Genomic DNA, 14,131 nt, shown 5'->3' with positions numbered 1-14,131 from the left:
GAGGCACGGTCCAGTCGCGGGGAGTCCGGATGATCGAAACGCCGTCCCTGGTGGACCAGTACTGCCACGGCGTGCTCCGTACCGAGCTGGGCCTCGGCACGTTCGAGGCCCACCTGGCCCGCACCGAGGGCCCGCCGGCCGCCGGCACCACCCTCTTCGACACCCAGACCGGTTTCGCCGTACGCCGCTGGTGTCCGCCGCTGCTCGGCCTGGAGCCGCACTGCCCGCCCGCCCGCTATCTCGCCCGGCGCCGCGAACTCGGCGTTCTGGAAGCGGACCGCAGACTGCTGCGCGGCAGCGGCATCACCACGTACCTCGTCGACACCGGGCTGCCCGGCGACCTGACCGGGCCGGCCGAGATGGCCTCCGCGGGAGACGCCGAGGCGCACGAGATCGTCCGCCTGGAGCTGCTCGCCGAGCAGGTGGCCGACACCTCCGGCACGGTGGAGGCCTTCCTCGCCAATCTGGCCGAGTCCATCCACGGTGCGGCGGCCCACGCGGTGGCGTTCACCTCCCTGGCGGGCGTGCGGCACGGTCTGGCGCTCGCGCCCGAGCCGCCGGGGCCGGGGGAGGTACGAGGCGCCGCCGGCCGCTGGCTCGCCGGCCGCCGGGTGGGCGGCGCCCTGTCGGATCCCGTCCTGCTCCGTCATCTGCTGTGGAGCGCGGTGGCCTCGGGCCGCCCCCTCCAGCTCCACGCGGGCCTGGGCGAACCGGGTCTGCGCATCGACCGCACCGACCCGGTCCTGCTCACCGACTTCGTGCGCGCCACGGCCGGGCTCGGCACGGACCTGGTGCTGCTGCACGGCTATCCGTACCACCGGCACGCGGCACATCTGGCGGGGGTGTTCCCGCATGTGTACGCGGATCTGGGCGCGGTGCTCGCCCGCACCGGTGCCCGGGCCGCCGCCGTCCTGGCCGAACTGCTGGAACTGGCCCCCTTCGGCAAACTCCTCTTCTCCAGCGGCGCCCACGGCCTGCCCGAGCTGCATGTCATCGGCGCCCGCCTGTTCCGCGAGGCGCTGTCCCGGGTACTGGGCGGCTGGGTCGCCGAGGGCGCCTGGTCGCTGGAGGACGCGCAGCGGGTGGCTGGGATGATCGCCGCCGGGAACGCCCGGCGGGTGTACGGGCTGACATGACCGTGGGCCCGCCGGGCGCGCCGGATCAGTGGGGCCGCACGGCCCCGGGGCCCGCACTCACGCGGCGGTGAGCGCCGACTCGGCCGACGGGCCCGGAAGACCGGCCGTCACCCCGGGGCGCTCGCGCAGCGACAGAAGCACACGGAGCGTTCCGATCCACACCAGGCAGGAGCCGAGCATGTGGACGCCGACCAGGACCTCGGGAAGGTGCGTGAAGTACTGCACATAGCCCACGACTCCCTGGCACAGCAGCACCACGAACAGATCGCGGGTGCGGTGCAGCGGCCCCTTGGGCGCGTCGACCGCCTTGAGGACGAACCACAGGGCGAAGGTCAGCGTCACCACGATCCAGGCGAGCACCGCGTGCAGCTTGCTGACGGTCTCCCAGTCGAGCGGAATGCGCTTGACGTCGCTGGAGTCACCGGCGTGCGGTCCGGCGCCGGTGACGACCGTGCCGACCGCGATCAGCAGCGCCGAGGCGACGACCAGGAACCACACCAGCTGCTGCACGGCCCTGCCGACCAGCGGGCGCGGGGCCGCGTCGCCCTCGCGGGTGCGCTGCCACATGAGCGCGGCCACCGTGATGAGCGCGGTCGTGAGCAGGAAGTGGGCGGCGACGGTGTACGGGTTGAGGCCGACGAGGACGACGATGCCCCCGAGGATCGCGTTGCTCATCACGATCCAGAACTGCGCCCAGCCGAGCCGGGTGAGGCTGCGCCGCCGCGGCTTCTCCGAGCGTGCGGCGATGATCGCCCAGCCGACCGCCGCGCACAGCACATACGTCAGCATGCGGTTGCCGAACTCGATGGCGCCGTGCATGCCCATGGCGCTGGTCGTGGTCAGCGAGTCGTCCGTGCACTGCGGCCAGGTCGGGCAGCCGAGCCCCGAGCCGGTCAGGCGCACGGCGCCGCCGGTGACCACGAGGACCACCGACATGACGAGCGCGGCGAACGCCGCCCGCTGCACCGTCCGGGGTTCCGGGGTCCAGCGTGCGGCGATGAAGGCGAGCGGGTTGCGCACGGCCGCTACGGCGTCGGCGCGGGTCACGTTTGGCACGCCCCTCATGGTAGGGGGCCGCTTGTGCATGAATTCACGTGGGTGGGGTCAGGGCCCCCGCCGCTCACTCCCAGCGGAAGAACCGGCCGGCCGAGGCCAGTCCCACGACCGCCCACACGGCCAGGATCCCGAGGTCGCCGAGGGGCATGCCGGCCCCGTGCTGGAGGACGCTCCTCAGGCCGTCCGAGAGCGCGGAGATCGGCAGCAGGCCGAGGACGTCCTGGGCGCCGGAGGGGAACTTGTCCAGCGGCACGATCACGCCGCCGCCGACGAGCAGCAGCAGGAAGACCAGGTTCGCCGCGGCGAGGGTCGCCTCCGCCTTCAGGGTGCCCGCCATCAGCAGGCCGAGCCCGGAGAAGGCCGCGGTGCCCAGGACGAGCAGGAGCAGCACGGCGAAGGGGTTGCCGTGCGGCGACCAGCCCAGCGCGAAGGCGATGACCGTCAGCAGGATCACCTGGAGGACCTCGGTGACCAGGACGGAGGCCGTCTTCGCGGTCATCAGGGCCCAGCGGGGCAGCGGCGAGGACGCGAGCCGCTTCAGTACGCCGTAGCGGCGCTCGAAGCCCGTCGCGATGGCCTGCCCGGTGAACGCGGTCGACATCACGGCGAGCGCGAGGATGCCGGGTGCGAGGAAGTCGACGGCCTTGCCCGCGCCGGTGTCCACGATGTCGACGGAGCTGAAGAGGACCAGCAGCAGCGTCGGGATGACGACCGTCAGCAGCAGCTGCTCGCCGTTGCGCAGCAGCATCCTGGTCTCGAGCGCGGCCTGCGCGGCGATCATCCGCGGCAGCGGCGCGGCGCCCGGCTCGGGGGTGTAGGTGCCGGCGGTGGTCATGAGCGCGGCTCCTTGCCGGTCCGTTCCAGGCCGTGTCCTCCCGGGAGGCGGCCCCCGGGCCCCCGGCCGAAGGCCGTGCGTGCCGCCGTCATGAGCGCAACTCCTTGCCGGTGAGCTCCAGAAAAACGTCTTCGAGGGTGTGCCGTTCGACGGAGATCCGGTCCGGCATCACTCCGTGCTGGGCGCACCAGGAGGTGACCGTGGCGAGCAGCTGCGGGTCGACCTTGCCCACGACGCGGTACGCGCCCGGCGTCAGTTCCGCCGCCGTGCAGTCCGCCGGGAGGGCCTTGAGCAGGGAGCCCACGTCGAGGCCCGGCCGGCCCGTGAAGCGCAGCGTGTTCTCGGCGCCGCCGCGGCACAGCTCCTCCGGGGAGCCCTGGACGACGACCCGGCCCGCGTCGATGATCGCGACATCGTCGGCGAGCTGCTCGGCCTCGTCCATGAAGTGGGTCGTCAGGATCACGGAGACGCCATCGGTCCGCAGATCGCGCACCAGGTCCCAGGTGGCCCGGCGGGCCTGTGGGTCGAGGCCGGCGGTGGGCTCGTCCAGGAAGACCAGTTCCGGGCGGCCGACGATGGCCATGGCAAGCGCCAGCCGCTGCTGCTGGCCGCCCGACAGCCGCCGGTAGGGCGTACGCCCGCAGCCGCCGAGCCCGAGCCGCTCGATGAGGGCGTCCACGTCCAGCGGGTGGGCGTGCAGCTTCGCGACGTGGCGGAGCATCTCCTCGGCTCGTGCGCTCGCGTACACACCGCCGGACTGGAGCATCACGCCGATCCGGGGGCGCAGCGCCGCGGCGTCGCGGACCGGGTCGAGACCGAGGACACGCACCGTTCCGGAGTCCGGCTTCCGGTATCCCTCGCAGGTCTCGACGGTGGTGGTCTTGCCCGCCCCGTTGGGGCCGAGTACGGCGGTGACGCCCATACGGGCCACCAGGTCGAGGCCGTCCACCGCGGTCTTCGTGCCGTACCGCTTCACCAGGGACTGCACCTGGATGACCGGCTCACTTCGCATGGGTCCAGAGTCTAGGTAGGAGCGCCGGACGCCGGACGAGCGGGTCCGGAAACTACTCGTCGCGTGGCCGGTGCACGGCCAGCCAGCGCTCCGCGTAGGCCACCGCGTCCGCCACCGGGAAGAGCCGGACGTCGGCCGCGCCCACCGTCCCGCGGACCACCGGACGGTCCCGTTCGAAGTCGTGGCCCAGCTCGTCGAACCGCTCCGAGGTGATCGAGACCTCGGTCACCACCTCCCAGCCGTCCGGTCCGGGACGCCCCACCCGGGCCAGGGGGGACGGGATCCGGTACTCGGCGAGATGGAAGCTCGTGCAGGTGTCGTAGCCCGTGCCCAGCAGGAGCACCCGGGCGGCCATCGCCTCCAGCCGCGCCAGCGGGCTCCGCTCGCCCAGCCGGCAGTCGCTCGCGTGCCCCGCGACCACCTCCGCCGCCCGCGCTCCGACGGCCGCGAACGACGTCTGGGGGTGCGCGCTGCGCAGGGCGCCCGGCCATCGGCGGACGGTCTCCGGTATCAGGCCGACGCCGAGCGAGGGGGTGATGAGCGGGTCGAACGCGGGCATGGTGGCGCGGATCGTGTCCCACCACTCCTCGGGCACCGGCGGCCGGGACCACACCGCCGGGTCCGAGAGGTTCCCGGACTGGGTGGGAACCACCAGGGTGCCGTCCGGGCCGAGCGTGTCGAGCAGTCCCTGGACGGCCGCGACGGCGCCTCCGCAGACCCAGCCGAGAGCGCTGAGCGAGGAGTGCACGAGGAGCGTCTCACCGGGCTTGACGCCGAGCGCGCGCAATTGGGCGGCGACCGTGTCCCGGGTGACAAGAGGGCCGGTCGGAGGGGGTGTGGGCATGGTCCGGGAGTCTCGCGGAGACCGCTGCGAACCGCCACCGGTTTGATCGGCCGGGATCGTTTGCGCAGGTCAGCTTAGGTATGCCTAAGTGATGTACCGCACCGGTGGGGCGTTCGGGCGGCGCTTGTCAGTCTTCGAGGAATTACGCAACAATGGCGTTGTGAAAAACGTCGACGAGGCCCGGGAGGCGCCCATGGGGGCGGCCCCTCAGGAGGAACTCGCGACCGGGGAGCGCTCCACGCGCAACCGGGTCGCGCGCTCCATCCTGGACCACGGCCCGTCGACCGTCGCCGAGCTGGCCGGACGGCTCGGGCTCACCCAGGCGGCCGTACGGCGGCATCTGGACGCCCTGGTCGCGGACGACGTGGTCCAGGCACGCGAGCAGCGGGTGTACGGCGCGCGTACGCGAGGCCGCCCCGCCAAGGTCTTCGCGCTCACCGACTGCGGCCGGGACGCCTTCGACCAGTCGTACGACAAGCTCGCCGTGGACGCGCTGCGCTGGATCCGGGAGCGGTTCGGCGGGGACGAGGCCGTCGTCGCTTTCGCGCGCGCGAGGATCGCCGAGCAGGCCGCCGCCTACCGGCGGGCCATCGAGGCCGCCGACCCCGAGGAGCGGACCGAAGCCCTGGCCAAGGCCCTGAGCGTCGACGGGTACGCTGCCACGGCGCGCAGCGCACCGGTCGGCGAGCAGCTCTGCCAGCACCACTGCCCGGTCGCCCACGTCGCGGAACAGTTCCCCCAGCTGTGCGAGGCCGAGACGGAGATCTTCTCCGAGCTGCTCGGCACACATGTCCAGCGACTGGCGACGATCGCGCACGGCGACGGCGTCTGCACGACGTTCATCCCCAAGGCGCCCCCAGCGACCAAAGCCTCGAAGATTTCCAAGACCAACCACAACGCATCCGCCAGCACGGCCGGGAGGAACCCCGCATGACTCTCCCCACGGAGACTGCCCACCCCGAACTCGAGGGCCTGGGCACGTACGAATACGGCTGGGCCGACTCCGACGAGGCCGGTGCCGCAGCGAAGCGCGGTCTGAGCGAAGAGGTCGTCCGTGACATCTCCGGCAAGAAGTCCGAGCCGGAGTGGATGACCAAGCTGCGCCTCAAGGGCCTGAGGCTCTTCGAGAAGAAGCCCATGCCGAACTGGGGCTCGGACCTGTCGGGCATCGACTTCGACAACATCAAGTACTTCGTGCGCTCCACGGAGAAGCAGGCGGAGTCCTGGGAGGACCTGCCCGAGGACATCAAGAACACCTACGACAAGCTCGGCATCCCCGAGGCGGAGAAGCAGCGCCTCGTGGCCGGTGTCGCGGCCCAGTACGAGTCGGAGGTCGTCTACCACCAGATCCGCGAGGACCTGGAGGAGCAGGGCGTCATCTTCCTGGACACCGACACCGCGCTCAAGGAGCACCCGGAGCTCTTCAAGGAGTACTTCGGGACGGTCATCCCGCCCGGTGACAACAAGTTCGCGTCGCTGAACACCGCCGTGTGGTCGGGTGGCTCCTTCATCTATGTGCCGCCGGGCGTCCACGTGGAGATCCCGCTCCAGGCCTACTTCCGCATCAACACGGAGAACATGGGCCAGTTCGAGCGGACCCTGATCATCGTCGACGAGGGTGCCTATGTGCACTACGTCGAAGGCTGCACGGCCCCGATCTACAAGTCGGACTCGCTGCACTCCGCGGTCGTCGAGATCATCGTCAAGAAGAACGCCCGCTGCCGCTACACGACCATCCAGAACTGGTCGAACAACGTCTACAACCTGGTCACCAAGCGCGCCGTGGCCTACGAGGGCGCGACCATGGAGTGGATCGACGGCAACATCGGCTCCAAGGTGACGATGAAGTACCCCGCCGTCTACCTGATGGGCGAGCACGCCAAGGGCGAGACGCTCTCCATCGCCTTCGCCGGCGAGGGTCAGCACCAGGACGCGGGCGCCAAGATGGTCCACATGGCCCCGAACACCTCGTCCAACATCGTCTCCAAGTCGGTGGCGCGCGGTGGCGGCCGTACGTCCTACCGTGGTCTGATCGAGATCGGCGAGGGTGCCTCGGGCGCCAAGTCGAACGTGCTCTGCGACGCCCTGCTCGTCGACACGATCTCCCGGTCGGACACGTATCCGTACGTCGACGTCCGCGAGGACGACGTCTCCATGGGCCACGAGGCCACCGTCTCCAAGGTCTCCGAGGACCAGCTCTTCTACCTGATGAGCCGCGGTCTGTCCGAGGACGAGGCGATGGCCATGATCGTGCGCGGCTTCGTCGAGCCGATCGCCAAGGAGCTGCCCATGGAGTACGCGCTGGAGCTCAACCGGCTGATCGAGCTGCAGATGGAAGGCGCGGTCGGCTGACGGCCGTCCTCGTCCGCAGCAGGCGGCCCGCCTTTCCGGGGCGGGCCGTGGGTCACCCACTGACTTAGGAAGAGAGCACAACGACAGCCATGGCTGAGGCCCAGAACTCCCCCACGCTCGGCTCCGCTCGCGCGGGGGGACCCCCACCGGTGGGCTCCACCACCGCCGGCGCGATCGCGGTCGCCGCCGAGTCGACCGTCGCCACGCGCATGAGTGCGCCGCCGTCCTTCGACGTGGCGGACTTCCCGGTGCCGTACGGCCGCGAGGAGGAATGGCGGTTCACGCCGCTGGAGCGCCTGCGCGGTCTGCACGACGGCACCGCCGTCGCGAACGGCGAGGGCGTGAAGGTGACCGTCGAGGCCCCCGAGGGCGTCACCGTCGAGACCGTCGGCCGTGACGACGCCCGGCTCGGCAAGGCGGGCACCCCGGTGGACCGCGTCGCCGCCCAGGCGTACTCCGCCTTCGAGAAGGCCTCGGTCGTGACCGTCCCGAAGGGGACCGTCCTCACGGAGCCGATCCGCGTCTCCGTGCACGGCCAGGGCGGGACCGCCTACGGTCACCAGGTGATCGAGCTGGGCGCCTTCGCCGAGGCTGTCGTGGTCATCGACCACACCGGTGACGCGGTGCTCGCGGCCAACGTCGACTACCTGCTGGGCGACGGCGCCAAGCTGACCGTCGTCTCCGTCCAGGACTGGGACGGCAAGGCCGTGCACGTGGCCCAGCACAACGCGCTGGTCGGCCGGGACGCCTCCTTCAAGTCGGTCGTCGTGACCTTCGGCGGCGACGTGGTCCGCCTGCACCCGCGGGTGACCTACGCGGGCACCGGCGGCGAGGCCGAGCTGTTCGGGCTCTACTTCACCGACAAGGGCCAGCACCAGGAGCACCGGCTCTTCGTCGACCACAACGCCCCGCACTGCAAGTCGAACGTCGTCTACAAGGGCGCGCTCCAGGGCGACGACGCGCACGCGGTGTGGATCGGCGACGTGCTCATCGAGGCCAAGGCCGAGGGCACGGACACGTACGAGATGAACCGCAACCTGGTGCTGACCGACGGCGCCCGCGTCGACTCGGTCCCCAACCTGGAGATCGAGACCGGCGAGATCGTCGGCGCCGGCCACGCGAGCGCCACCGGCCGCTTCGACGACGAGCAGCTCTTCTACCTGATGGCCCGCGGCATCCCGGAGCACGAGGCCCGCCGTCTGGTGGTGCGCGGCTTCTTCGCCGAGCTGGTCCAGCAGATCGGTGTCGCGGACATCGAGGAGCGGCTGCTCGCCAAGATCGAAGAGGAGCTGGAGGCCTCGGTCGCATGACTGACTCGCCGAAGTTCGTACGCGTCTGTGGGCTGAGCGAGCTGGAGGAGGACACCCCGAAGCGGGTGGAACTCGACGGCACGCCCATCTCCGTCGTGCGCACCGAGGGCGAGGTGTTCGCGATCAACGACATCTGCTCGCACGCGAACGTCTCGCTGTCCGAGGGCGAGGTCGACGACTGCCACATCGAGTGCTGGCTGCACGGCTCGCGCTTCGACCTCCGTTCGGGCAAGCCCGACGCCCTTCCCGCGACGCGCCCCGTCCCCGTATACCCCGTAAAGATCGAAGGGGACGATGTGCTCGTCTCCCTCACCCAGGAGTCCTGAGGCACCCATGGCAACGCTTGAAATCCGAGACCTGCACGTCACCGTCGAGGCCGACAACGCCACGAAGGAGATCCTCAAGGGCGTCGACCTCACCGTGAAGCAGGGCGAGACGCACGCCATCATGGGCCCCAACGGCTCGGGCAAGTCGACCCTCGCCTACTCGCTCGCGGGTCACCCCAAGTACACGATCACCAGCGGCACCGTGCTGCTCGACGGCGAGGACGTCCTGCAGATGTCCGTCGACGAGCGCGCCCGCGCGGGCCTGTTCCTGGCCATGCAGTACCCGGTCGAGGTCCCCGGTGTCTCCGTCTCCAACTTCCTGCGCACCTCCGCCACCGCGGTACGCGGCGAGGCGCCGAAGCTGCGCACCTGGGTGAAGGAGGTCAAGGAGGCCATGGAGCGCCTCAACATGGACCCGTCCTTCGCCGAGCGCAACGTCAACGAGGGCTTCTCCGGCGGTGAGAAGAAGCGCCACGAGATCCTCCAGCTCGAGCTGCTCAAGCCGAAGGTCGCGATCCTCGACGAGACCGACTCGGGTCTGGACGTGGACGCGCTCCGCATCGTCTCCGAGGGCGTCAACCGCGTCCGCGAGACCGGTGAGGTCGGCACCCTGCTGATCACGCACTACACGCGCATCCTGCGCTACATCAAGCCCGACTTCGTCCACGTCTTCTCCGGCGGCCGGATCGTCGAGTCCGGCGGTGCCGAGCTCGCCGACAAGCTGGAGGACGAGGGCTACGAGGCATACACGAAGGGTGGCGTATCCGCGTGACACAGCTGCCGGGCCTCCTCGACACCGAGGCGATCCGCAAGGACTTCCCCGTCCTGGACCGGCTGGTCCACGACGGCAAGAAGCTCGTGTACCTGGACAACGCGGCGACCTCGCAGAAGCCGCGCCAGGTGCTCGACGTCCTCAGCGAGTACTACGAGCGCTACAACGCCAACGTCCACCGCGGTGTGCATGTGCTCGCGGAGGAGGCCACGGCGCTGTACGAGGGCGCGCGTGACAAGGTCGCCGAGTTCATCAACGCACCGAGCCGCGACGAGGTCATCTTCACCAAGAACGCCTCCGAGTCGCTCAACCTCGTGGCGAACATGCTGGGGTGGGCCGACGAGCCCTACCGGGTGGACCACGACACCGAGATCGTCATCACGGAGATGGAGCACCACTCCAACATCGTGCCGTGGCAGCTGCTCGCGCAGCGCACCGGCGCGAAGCTGAAGTGGTTCGGCCTGACCGACGACGGCCGTCTCGACCTGTCGAACATCGACGAGATCATCACGGAGAAGACGAAGATCGTCTCCTTTGTGCTGGTGTCCAACATCCTCGGCACGGTCAACCCGGTCGACGCGATAGTCCGCCGCGCCCAGGAGGTCGGCGCGCTCGTGTGCGTCGACGCCTCCCAGGCAGCGCCGCACATGCCGCTGGACGTGCAGGCCCTGCAGGCCGACTTCGTGGCCTTCACCGGCCACAAGATGTGCGGTCCGACGGGTATCGGCGTCCTGTGGGGCCGCCAGGAGCTGCTGGAGGACCTTCCTCCGTTCCTGGGCGGCGGCGAGATGATCGAGACGGTGTCGATGCACTCGTCGACGTACGCCCCCGCCCCGCACAAGTTCGAGGCGGGCACCCCCCCGATCGCCCAGGCGGTCGGTCTGGGCGCGGCGATCGACTACCTGACCTCGATCGGCATGGACAAAATCCTCGCCCATGAGCACGCCCTCACCGAGTACGCGGTCAAGCGGCTGAGCGAGGTCCCCGAGCTGAAGATCATCGGTCCCACCACGGCCGAGGACCGGGGCGCGGCGATCTCCTTCACCCTCGGTGACATCCACCCCCATGATGTGGGCCAGGTCCTGGACGAGCAGGGCATCGCGGTCCGGGTCGGCCACCACTGCGCCCGCCCCGTCTGCCTGCGGTACGGAATTCCTGCGACCACGCGAGCGTCGTTCTATCTGTACTCCACGCCGGCCGAGATCGACGCACTGGTCGAGGGGCTGGAGCACGTACGGAACTTCTTCGGCTGAAGGGCGTGCTGAAACCGTGAAGCTGGATTCGATGTACCAGGAAGTCATCCTGGACCACTACAAGAACCCTCACGGGCGTGGTCTGAGGGATGGCGACGCCGAGGTGCACCATGTCAATCCGACCTGCGGCGACGAGATCACGCTGCGTGTGAAGTACGACGGCACGACGATCAAGGACGTCTCGTACGAGGGCCAGGGCTGCTCCATCAGCCAGGCCTCCGCCTCCGTACTGAACGAACTCCTCGTCGGCAAGGACCTGGCGGAGGCGCAGAAGGTCCAGGAGACCTTCCTGGAGCTGATGCAGTCCAAGGGCAGGATCGAGCCCGACGACGCGATGGAGGACATCCTGGAGGACGCGGTCGCGTTCGCGGGTGTCTCCAAGTACCCCGCACGGGTCAAGTGCGCCCTCCTGAGCTGGATGGCGTGGAAGGACGCGACGGCCCAGGCGCTGGGCGGGGCCGACGCCGAAAGGAAGACGGCATGAGCGACACCGTGGAGATGAAGCCGGTCTCGGAGGAGGAGCTCCGCGAGGCCCTGATGGACGTCGTCGACCCCGAGCTGGGTATCGACGTCGTCAACCTCGGCCTGATCTACGGCATCCACATCGACGAGTCGGCCAACATCGCCACCGTCGACATGACCCTGACCTCCGCGGCCTGCCCGCTGACGGATGTCATCGAGGACCAGGCCAAGTCCGCCACGGACGGTCTGGTGAGCGAGCTGCGGATCAACTGGGTCTGGATGCCGCCGTGGGGTCCCGACAAGATCACGGACGATGGCCGCGAGCAGCTTCGGGCGCTCGGCTTCAACGTCTGAGAACCCCCGGACCTCCCCTGGGGTCCTTCGGCCTTCCCCGGCCGCGGAGAACGGCGACGCCCGACGGGCGTCGCCGTTTCTTGTGGCGAAGGAATCGGGCAGGCGATATGTACGGCCGTACACATCCCTGCGTACACTTGTACACATGGGATACGCGTTCCTTGCCGGGGCCATAGCCGCCGAAGTCGTCGCCACCACGGCCATGAAGTACAGCGAGGGCTTCAGCAAGATGGGGCCGTCCGTGGTCACCGTCCTCGGGTACGTCGTGTCCTTCGCACTGCTCGCGCGAGCCCTCAAGACCCTGTCGATCGGTGCCGCCTACGCGATCTGGTCGGGGGTCGGCACCGCGACCGTGGCCGCCCTCGGGCTGCTGCTCTTCGGCGAGGGGCTGGGTCTCGCGAAGATCGCCGGCATCGTGCTGATCGTCGGCGGGGTGGTGGTCCTGAATCTGGGAGGTGCTCACTGATGCCTCGGCGCTACGACCCCGAGCGACGGCAGCGGATCGTGGACGCGGCGATCCGGGTGGTGGGGAAGAAAGGCCTGGCCGGACTGAGTCACCGCTCCGTCGCCGCCGAGGCGGATGTGCCGCTCGGCTCCACGACGTACCACTTCAAGACCCTCGACGAGCTGATGGTCGCCGCGTTGCGGCAGACGAACGAGGGCTTCGCCACGGCGCTCGCCGAGAGCGGTCTGCCGCGGGCCGCGGGGAGCGATCTCGCGGCGGAGCTCGCCCGGGCCCTCGGGGAGTGGCTGGGCGGCGACCGCACGGGCGTGGAGCTGGAGTACGAGCTGTACCTCGCGGCCCTGCGCCGGCCCGCCCTGCGCCCCGTCGCCGCCGAGTGGACGGAGGAGACCGCCGAGCGGCTGTCCCGGCGCACCGACCCGGTCACCGCGCGGGCGCTGCTCGCACTGATGGACGGGATCTGTCTCCAAGTGCTGCTGACGGGGGCGGAGTACGACGAGGGGTACGCGCGGGAGATGCTCCGACGCGTGCTGGGCGGATGACCCCCGAGGCACCGGTGTGGGGCTCACCACCGGGGCCGGGCCCGGCTCGTGAGACGGCTCGGTCACCGGTTCGCCCGCGTGCCCCCCGCCACGTTAGGTTTCCCTCATGACCGACACGACTGCTCCCCGCACCACCGGTGCCGTGGCCGCCGGCCTCGCCACCATCGCCGCCGACGGCACCGTTCTCGACACGTGGTTCCCCGCGCCCGAGCCGGCCGCCGAGCCCGGCCCGTCCGGCACCGAGCGGCTGTCCCCCGAGCGTGCTGTGGAGCTGCTCGGCGAAGGCGCCGCGCGGGCGATCGGCCCGGACGCCCGCCGGGGCGTCGAGGTGATCGCGGTCCGCACGGTCATCGCCTCGGTCGACGACAAGCCGATCGACGCGCATGACGTCTATCTGCGTCTGCACCTGCTCTCGCACCGCCTGGTCAAGCCGCACGGCCTGAGCCTGGACGGCATGTTCGGATTCCTCGCCAACGTCGCCTGGACCTCGCTCGGCCCGGTCGCCGTCGACGACATCGAGAAGGTGCGCCTCAACGCCCGCGCCGAGGGCCTGCACCTCCAGGTGACGTCGATCGACAAGTTCCCGCGCATGACGGACTACGTCGCGCCGAAGGGCGTCCGCATCGCCGACGCCGACCGGGTGCGCCTCGGCGCCCACCTCGCCGAGGGCACGACGGTCATGCACGAGGGCTTTGTGAACTTCAACGCCGGCACTCTCGGCACCTCCATGGTCGAGGGCCGTATCTCCGCCGGCGTCGTGGTCGGCGACGGCTCCGACATCGGCGGCGGCGCCTCCACCATGGGCACGCTCTCCGGCGGCGGCAACGTGATCATCTCCATCGGTGAGCGCTGCCTGATCGGCGCGGAGGCGGGCGTCGGCATCGCCCTCGGCGACGAGTGCGTCGTCGAGGCCGGCCTGTACGTCACCGCCGGCACCCGGGTGACCATGCCCGACGGCCAGATCGTCAAGGCCCGTGAACTCTCCGGCGCCTCCAACATCCTCTTCCGCCGCAACTCGGTCACGGGTGCGGTCGAGGCCCGCCCGAACAACGCGGTCTGGGGCGGCCTGAACGAGATTCTGCACAGCCACAACTGATCACCGGCGGCCGTGACCTGTGGGCGCCTGCGCTTGTGCGTCGGCGCCCCTCCCGTCGGGCACTCCTGTTCGGCCGTGACGGCCGATGGGTACGCTTCCTGGCAGCCCCTGGCGATCAGTGCCGAAGTGGCGGGGGTGGCGACAGGCCACCCGGTGCTGACTGTGTCAGCGGTCGCGTCCATCGTGGGGACCGCGGTGATCGTGCGTGTGCGCCATGAACGGTGCCGGACGGTTTCGAGTCCGCAGGCGCAGCGCATCGAAGCGGCGGCCACAAGAGGCCTTCGCGATGCGCCGCCAGGCACATGCCTGGCGGCACTT

The 14,131-nt window shown here is 70.2% G+C and carries 16 protein-coding genes; 12 read left to right on the top strand and 4 right to left on the bottom strand.

The window, feature by feature from the left end; genetic code table 11:
• The first annotated feature begins 29 nt into the window (after positions 1 to 29).
• Positions 30 to 1,136 (top strand): amidohydrolase family protein, encoded by a 1,107-nt coding sequence (locus tag ACIP94_RS00705; RefSeq protein ID WP_402417729.1) that lies wholly within the window; start codon positions 30 to 32, stop codon positions 1,134 to 1,136.
• Between the two features lie 57 nt (positions 1,137 to 1,193).
• On the opposite strand, the gene ACIP94_RS00700 is transcribed toward ACIP94_RS00705, so the two are convergent.
• The 4 genes from ACIP94_RS00700 to ACIP94_RS00685 form a co-directional block, all read right to left on the bottom strand.
• Positions 1,194 to 2,201, bottom strand: a complete 1,008-nt coding sequence (locus tag ACIP94_RS00700; RefSeq protein WP_402417727.1) for a heme A synthase — start codon at positions 2,199 to 2,201, stop codon at positions 1,194 to 1,196.
• A 55-nt stretch (positions 2,202 to 2,256) separates the two neighbouring features.
• Positions 2,257 to 3,027 carry an ABC transporter permease gene (locus ACIP94_RS00695; protein ID WP_402417725.1) on the bottom strand — a complete coding sequence of 257 codons (771 nt, stop codon included), beginning with the start codon at positions 3,025 to 3,027 and terminating at the stop codon, positions 2,257 to 2,259.
• Positions 3,028 to 3,115: 88 nt separating this feature from the next.
• Positions 3,116 to 4,039 carry an ABC transporter ATP-binding protein gene (locus ACIP94_RS00690; RefSeq protein WP_402417723.1) on the bottom strand — a complete coding sequence of 308 codons (924 nt, stop codon included), beginning with the start codon at positions 4,037 to 4,039 and terminating at the stop codon, positions 3,116 to 3,118.
• A gap of 52 nt (positions 4,040 to 4,091) precedes the next feature.
• Complete coding sequence (locus tag ACIP94_RS00685) at positions 4,092 to 4,883, bottom strand: aminoglycoside N(3)-acetyltransferase (protein ID WP_402417721.1); 792 nt, start codon at positions 4,881 to 4,883, stop codon at positions 4,092 to 4,094.
• A gap of 160 nt (positions 4,884 to 5,043) precedes the next feature.
• On the opposite strand from ACIP94_RS00685, the gene ACIP94_RS00680 reads away from it, so the two are divergent.
• The 11 genes from ACIP94_RS00680 to dapD all read left to right on the top strand — a co-directional run bounded on the left by ACIP94_RS00680 (position 5,044) and on the right by dapD (position 13,813).
• The gene (locus ACIP94_RS00680) at positions 5,044 to 5,817 is read left to right on the top strand and encodes a helix-turn-helix transcriptional regulator (RefSeq protein WP_402417720.1); all 774 of its coding nucleotides are present in this window, start codon (positions 5,044 to 5,046) and stop codon (positions 5,815 to 5,817) included.
• Positions 5,814 to 7,235 (top strand): Fe-S cluster assembly protein SufB, encoded by a 1,422-nt coding sequence (sufB, locus tag ACIP94_RS00675; RefSeq protein WP_402417718.1) that lies wholly within the window; start codon positions 5,814 to 5,816, stop codon positions 7,233 to 7,235. Before ACIP94_RS00680 ends, sufB begins: the two co-directional genes overlap by 4 nt.
• 89 nt (positions 7,236 to 7,324) lie before the next feature.
• Positions 7,325 to 8,545 (top strand): Fe-S cluster assembly protein SufD, encoded by a 1,221-nt coding sequence (sufD, locus tag ACIP94_RS00670; protein ID WP_402417716.1) that lies wholly within the window; start codon positions 7,325 to 7,327, stop codon positions 8,543 to 8,545.
• Positions 8,542 to 8,871: a non-heme iron oxygenase ferredoxin subunit gene (locus ACIP94_RS00665; protein WP_402417715.1), complete on the top strand. Its 330-nt coding sequence runs from the start codon at positions 8,542 to 8,544 to the stop codon at positions 8,869 to 8,871. The genes sufD and ACIP94_RS00665 overlap by 4 nt, the downstream gene beginning before the upstream one ends.
• 7 nt (positions 8,872 to 8,878) lie before the next feature.
• Positions 8,879 to 9,643 (top strand): Fe-S cluster assembly ATPase SufC, encoded by a 765-nt coding sequence (gene sufC / locus ACIP94_RS00660; RefSeq protein WP_402417713.1) that lies wholly within the window; start codon positions 8,879 to 8,881, stop codon positions 9,641 to 9,643.
• Positions 9,640 to 10,896, top strand: coding sequence for a cysteine desulfurase (locus tag ACIP94_RS00655; protein ID WP_402417711.1), 1,257 nt, complete (start codon positions 9,640 to 9,642; stop codon positions 10,894 to 10,896). The genes sufC and ACIP94_RS00655 overlap by 4 nt, the downstream gene beginning before the upstream one ends.
• Positions 10,897 to 10,912: 16 nt before the next feature.
• Positions 10,913 to 11,380 carry a Fe-S cluster assembly sulfur transfer protein SufU gene (gene sufU, locus ACIP94_RS00650; protein WP_402417709.1) on the top strand — a complete coding sequence of 156 codons (468 nt, stop codon included), beginning with the start codon at positions 10,913 to 10,915 and terminating at the stop codon, positions 11,378 to 11,380.
• The gene (locus ACIP94_RS00645; RefSeq protein ID WP_402417707.1) at positions 11,377 to 11,712 is read left to right on the top strand and encodes a metal-sulfur cluster assembly factor; all 336 of its coding nucleotides are present in this window, start codon (positions 11,377 to 11,379) and stop codon (positions 11,710 to 11,712) included. Before sufU ends, ACIP94_RS00645 begins: the two co-directional genes overlap by 4 nt.
• Positions 11,713 to 11,857: 145 nt before the next feature.
• Positions 11,858 to 12,178, top strand: a complete 321-nt coding sequence (locus ACIP94_RS00640; protein ID WP_402417705.1) for a DMT family transporter — start codon at positions 11,858 to 11,860, stop codon at positions 12,176 to 12,178.
• The gene (locus tag ACIP94_RS00635) at positions 12,178 to 12,717 is read left to right on the top strand and encodes a TetR/AcrR family transcriptional regulator (RefSeq protein ID WP_402417704.1); all 540 of its coding nucleotides are present in this window, start codon (positions 12,178 to 12,180) and stop codon (positions 12,715 to 12,717) included. Before ACIP94_RS00640 ends, ACIP94_RS00635 begins: the two co-directional genes overlap by 1 nt.
• 106 nt (positions 12,718 to 12,823) lie before the next feature.
• Positions 12,824 to 13,813 (top strand): 2,3,4,5-tetrahydropyridine-2,6-dicarboxylate N-succinyltransferase, encoded by a 990-nt coding sequence (dapD, locus tag ACIP94_RS00630; RefSeq protein ID WP_402417702.1) that lies wholly within the window; start codon positions 12,824 to 12,826, stop codon positions 13,811 to 13,813.
• The last annotated feature ends 318 nt before the right edge of the window (positions 13,814 to 14,131 follow it).

The sequence above is a fragment of the Streptomyces sp. NPDC093261 genome, from assembly GCF_044753645.1.
Lineage (GTDB): Bacteria > Actinomycetota > Actinomycetes > Streptomycetales > Streptomycetaceae > Streptomyces.
This window is presented reverse-complemented; position numbering and strand designations above follow the sequence as displayed.

Coding starts and splice junctions, on each gene's coding strand:
- ACIP94_RS00640 (WP_402417705.1), top strand. CDS start 11,858: ATGGGATACGCGTTCCTTGCCGGGGCCATAGCCGCCGAAGTCGTCGCC.
- ACIP94_RS00685 (WP_402417721.1), bottom strand. CDS start 4,883: ATGCCCACACCCCCTCCGACCGGCCCTCTTGTCACCCGGGACACGGTC.
- ACIP94_RS00705 (WP_402417729.1), top strand. CDS start 30: ATGATCGAAACGCCGTCCCTGGTGGACCAGTACTGCCACGGCGTGCTC.
- ACIP94_RS00700 (WP_402417727.1), bottom strand. CDS start 2,201: ATGAGGGGCGTGCCAAACGTGACCCGCGCCGACGCCGTAGCGGCCGTG.
- dapD (WP_402417702.1), top strand. CDS start 12,824: ATGACCGACACGACTGCTCCCCGCACCACCGGTGCCGTGGCCGCCGGC.
- ACIP94_RS00635 (WP_402417704.1), top strand. CDS start 12,178: ATGCCTCGGCGCTACGACCCCGAGCGACGGCAGCGGATCGTGGACGCG.
- ACIP94_RS00695 (WP_402417725.1), bottom strand. CDS start 3,027: ATGACCACCGCCGGCACCTACACCCCCGAGCCGGGCGCCGCGCCGCTG.
- ACIP94_RS00690 (WP_402417723.1), bottom strand. CDS start 4,039: ATGCGAAGTGAGCCGGTCATCCAGGTGCAGTCCCTGGTGAAGCGGTAC.
- sufC (WP_402417713.1), top strand. CDS start 8,879: ATGGCAACGCTTGAAATCCGAGACCTGCACGTCACCGTCGAGGCCGAC.
- ACIP94_RS00665 (WP_402417715.1), top strand. CDS start 8,542: ATGACTGACTCGCCGAAGTTCGTACGCGTCTGTGGGCTGAGCGAGCTG.
- sufD (WP_402417716.1), top strand. CDS start 7,325: ATGGCTGAGGCCCAGAACTCCCCCACGCTCGGCTCCGCTCGCGCGGGG.
- ACIP94_RS00645 (WP_402417707.1), top strand. CDS start 11,377: ATGAGCGACACCGTGGAGATGAAGCCGGTCTCGGAGGAGGAGCTCCGC.
- sufB (WP_402417718.1), top strand. CDS start 5,814: ATGACTCTCCCCACGGAGACTGCCCACCCCGAACTCGAGGGCCTGGGC.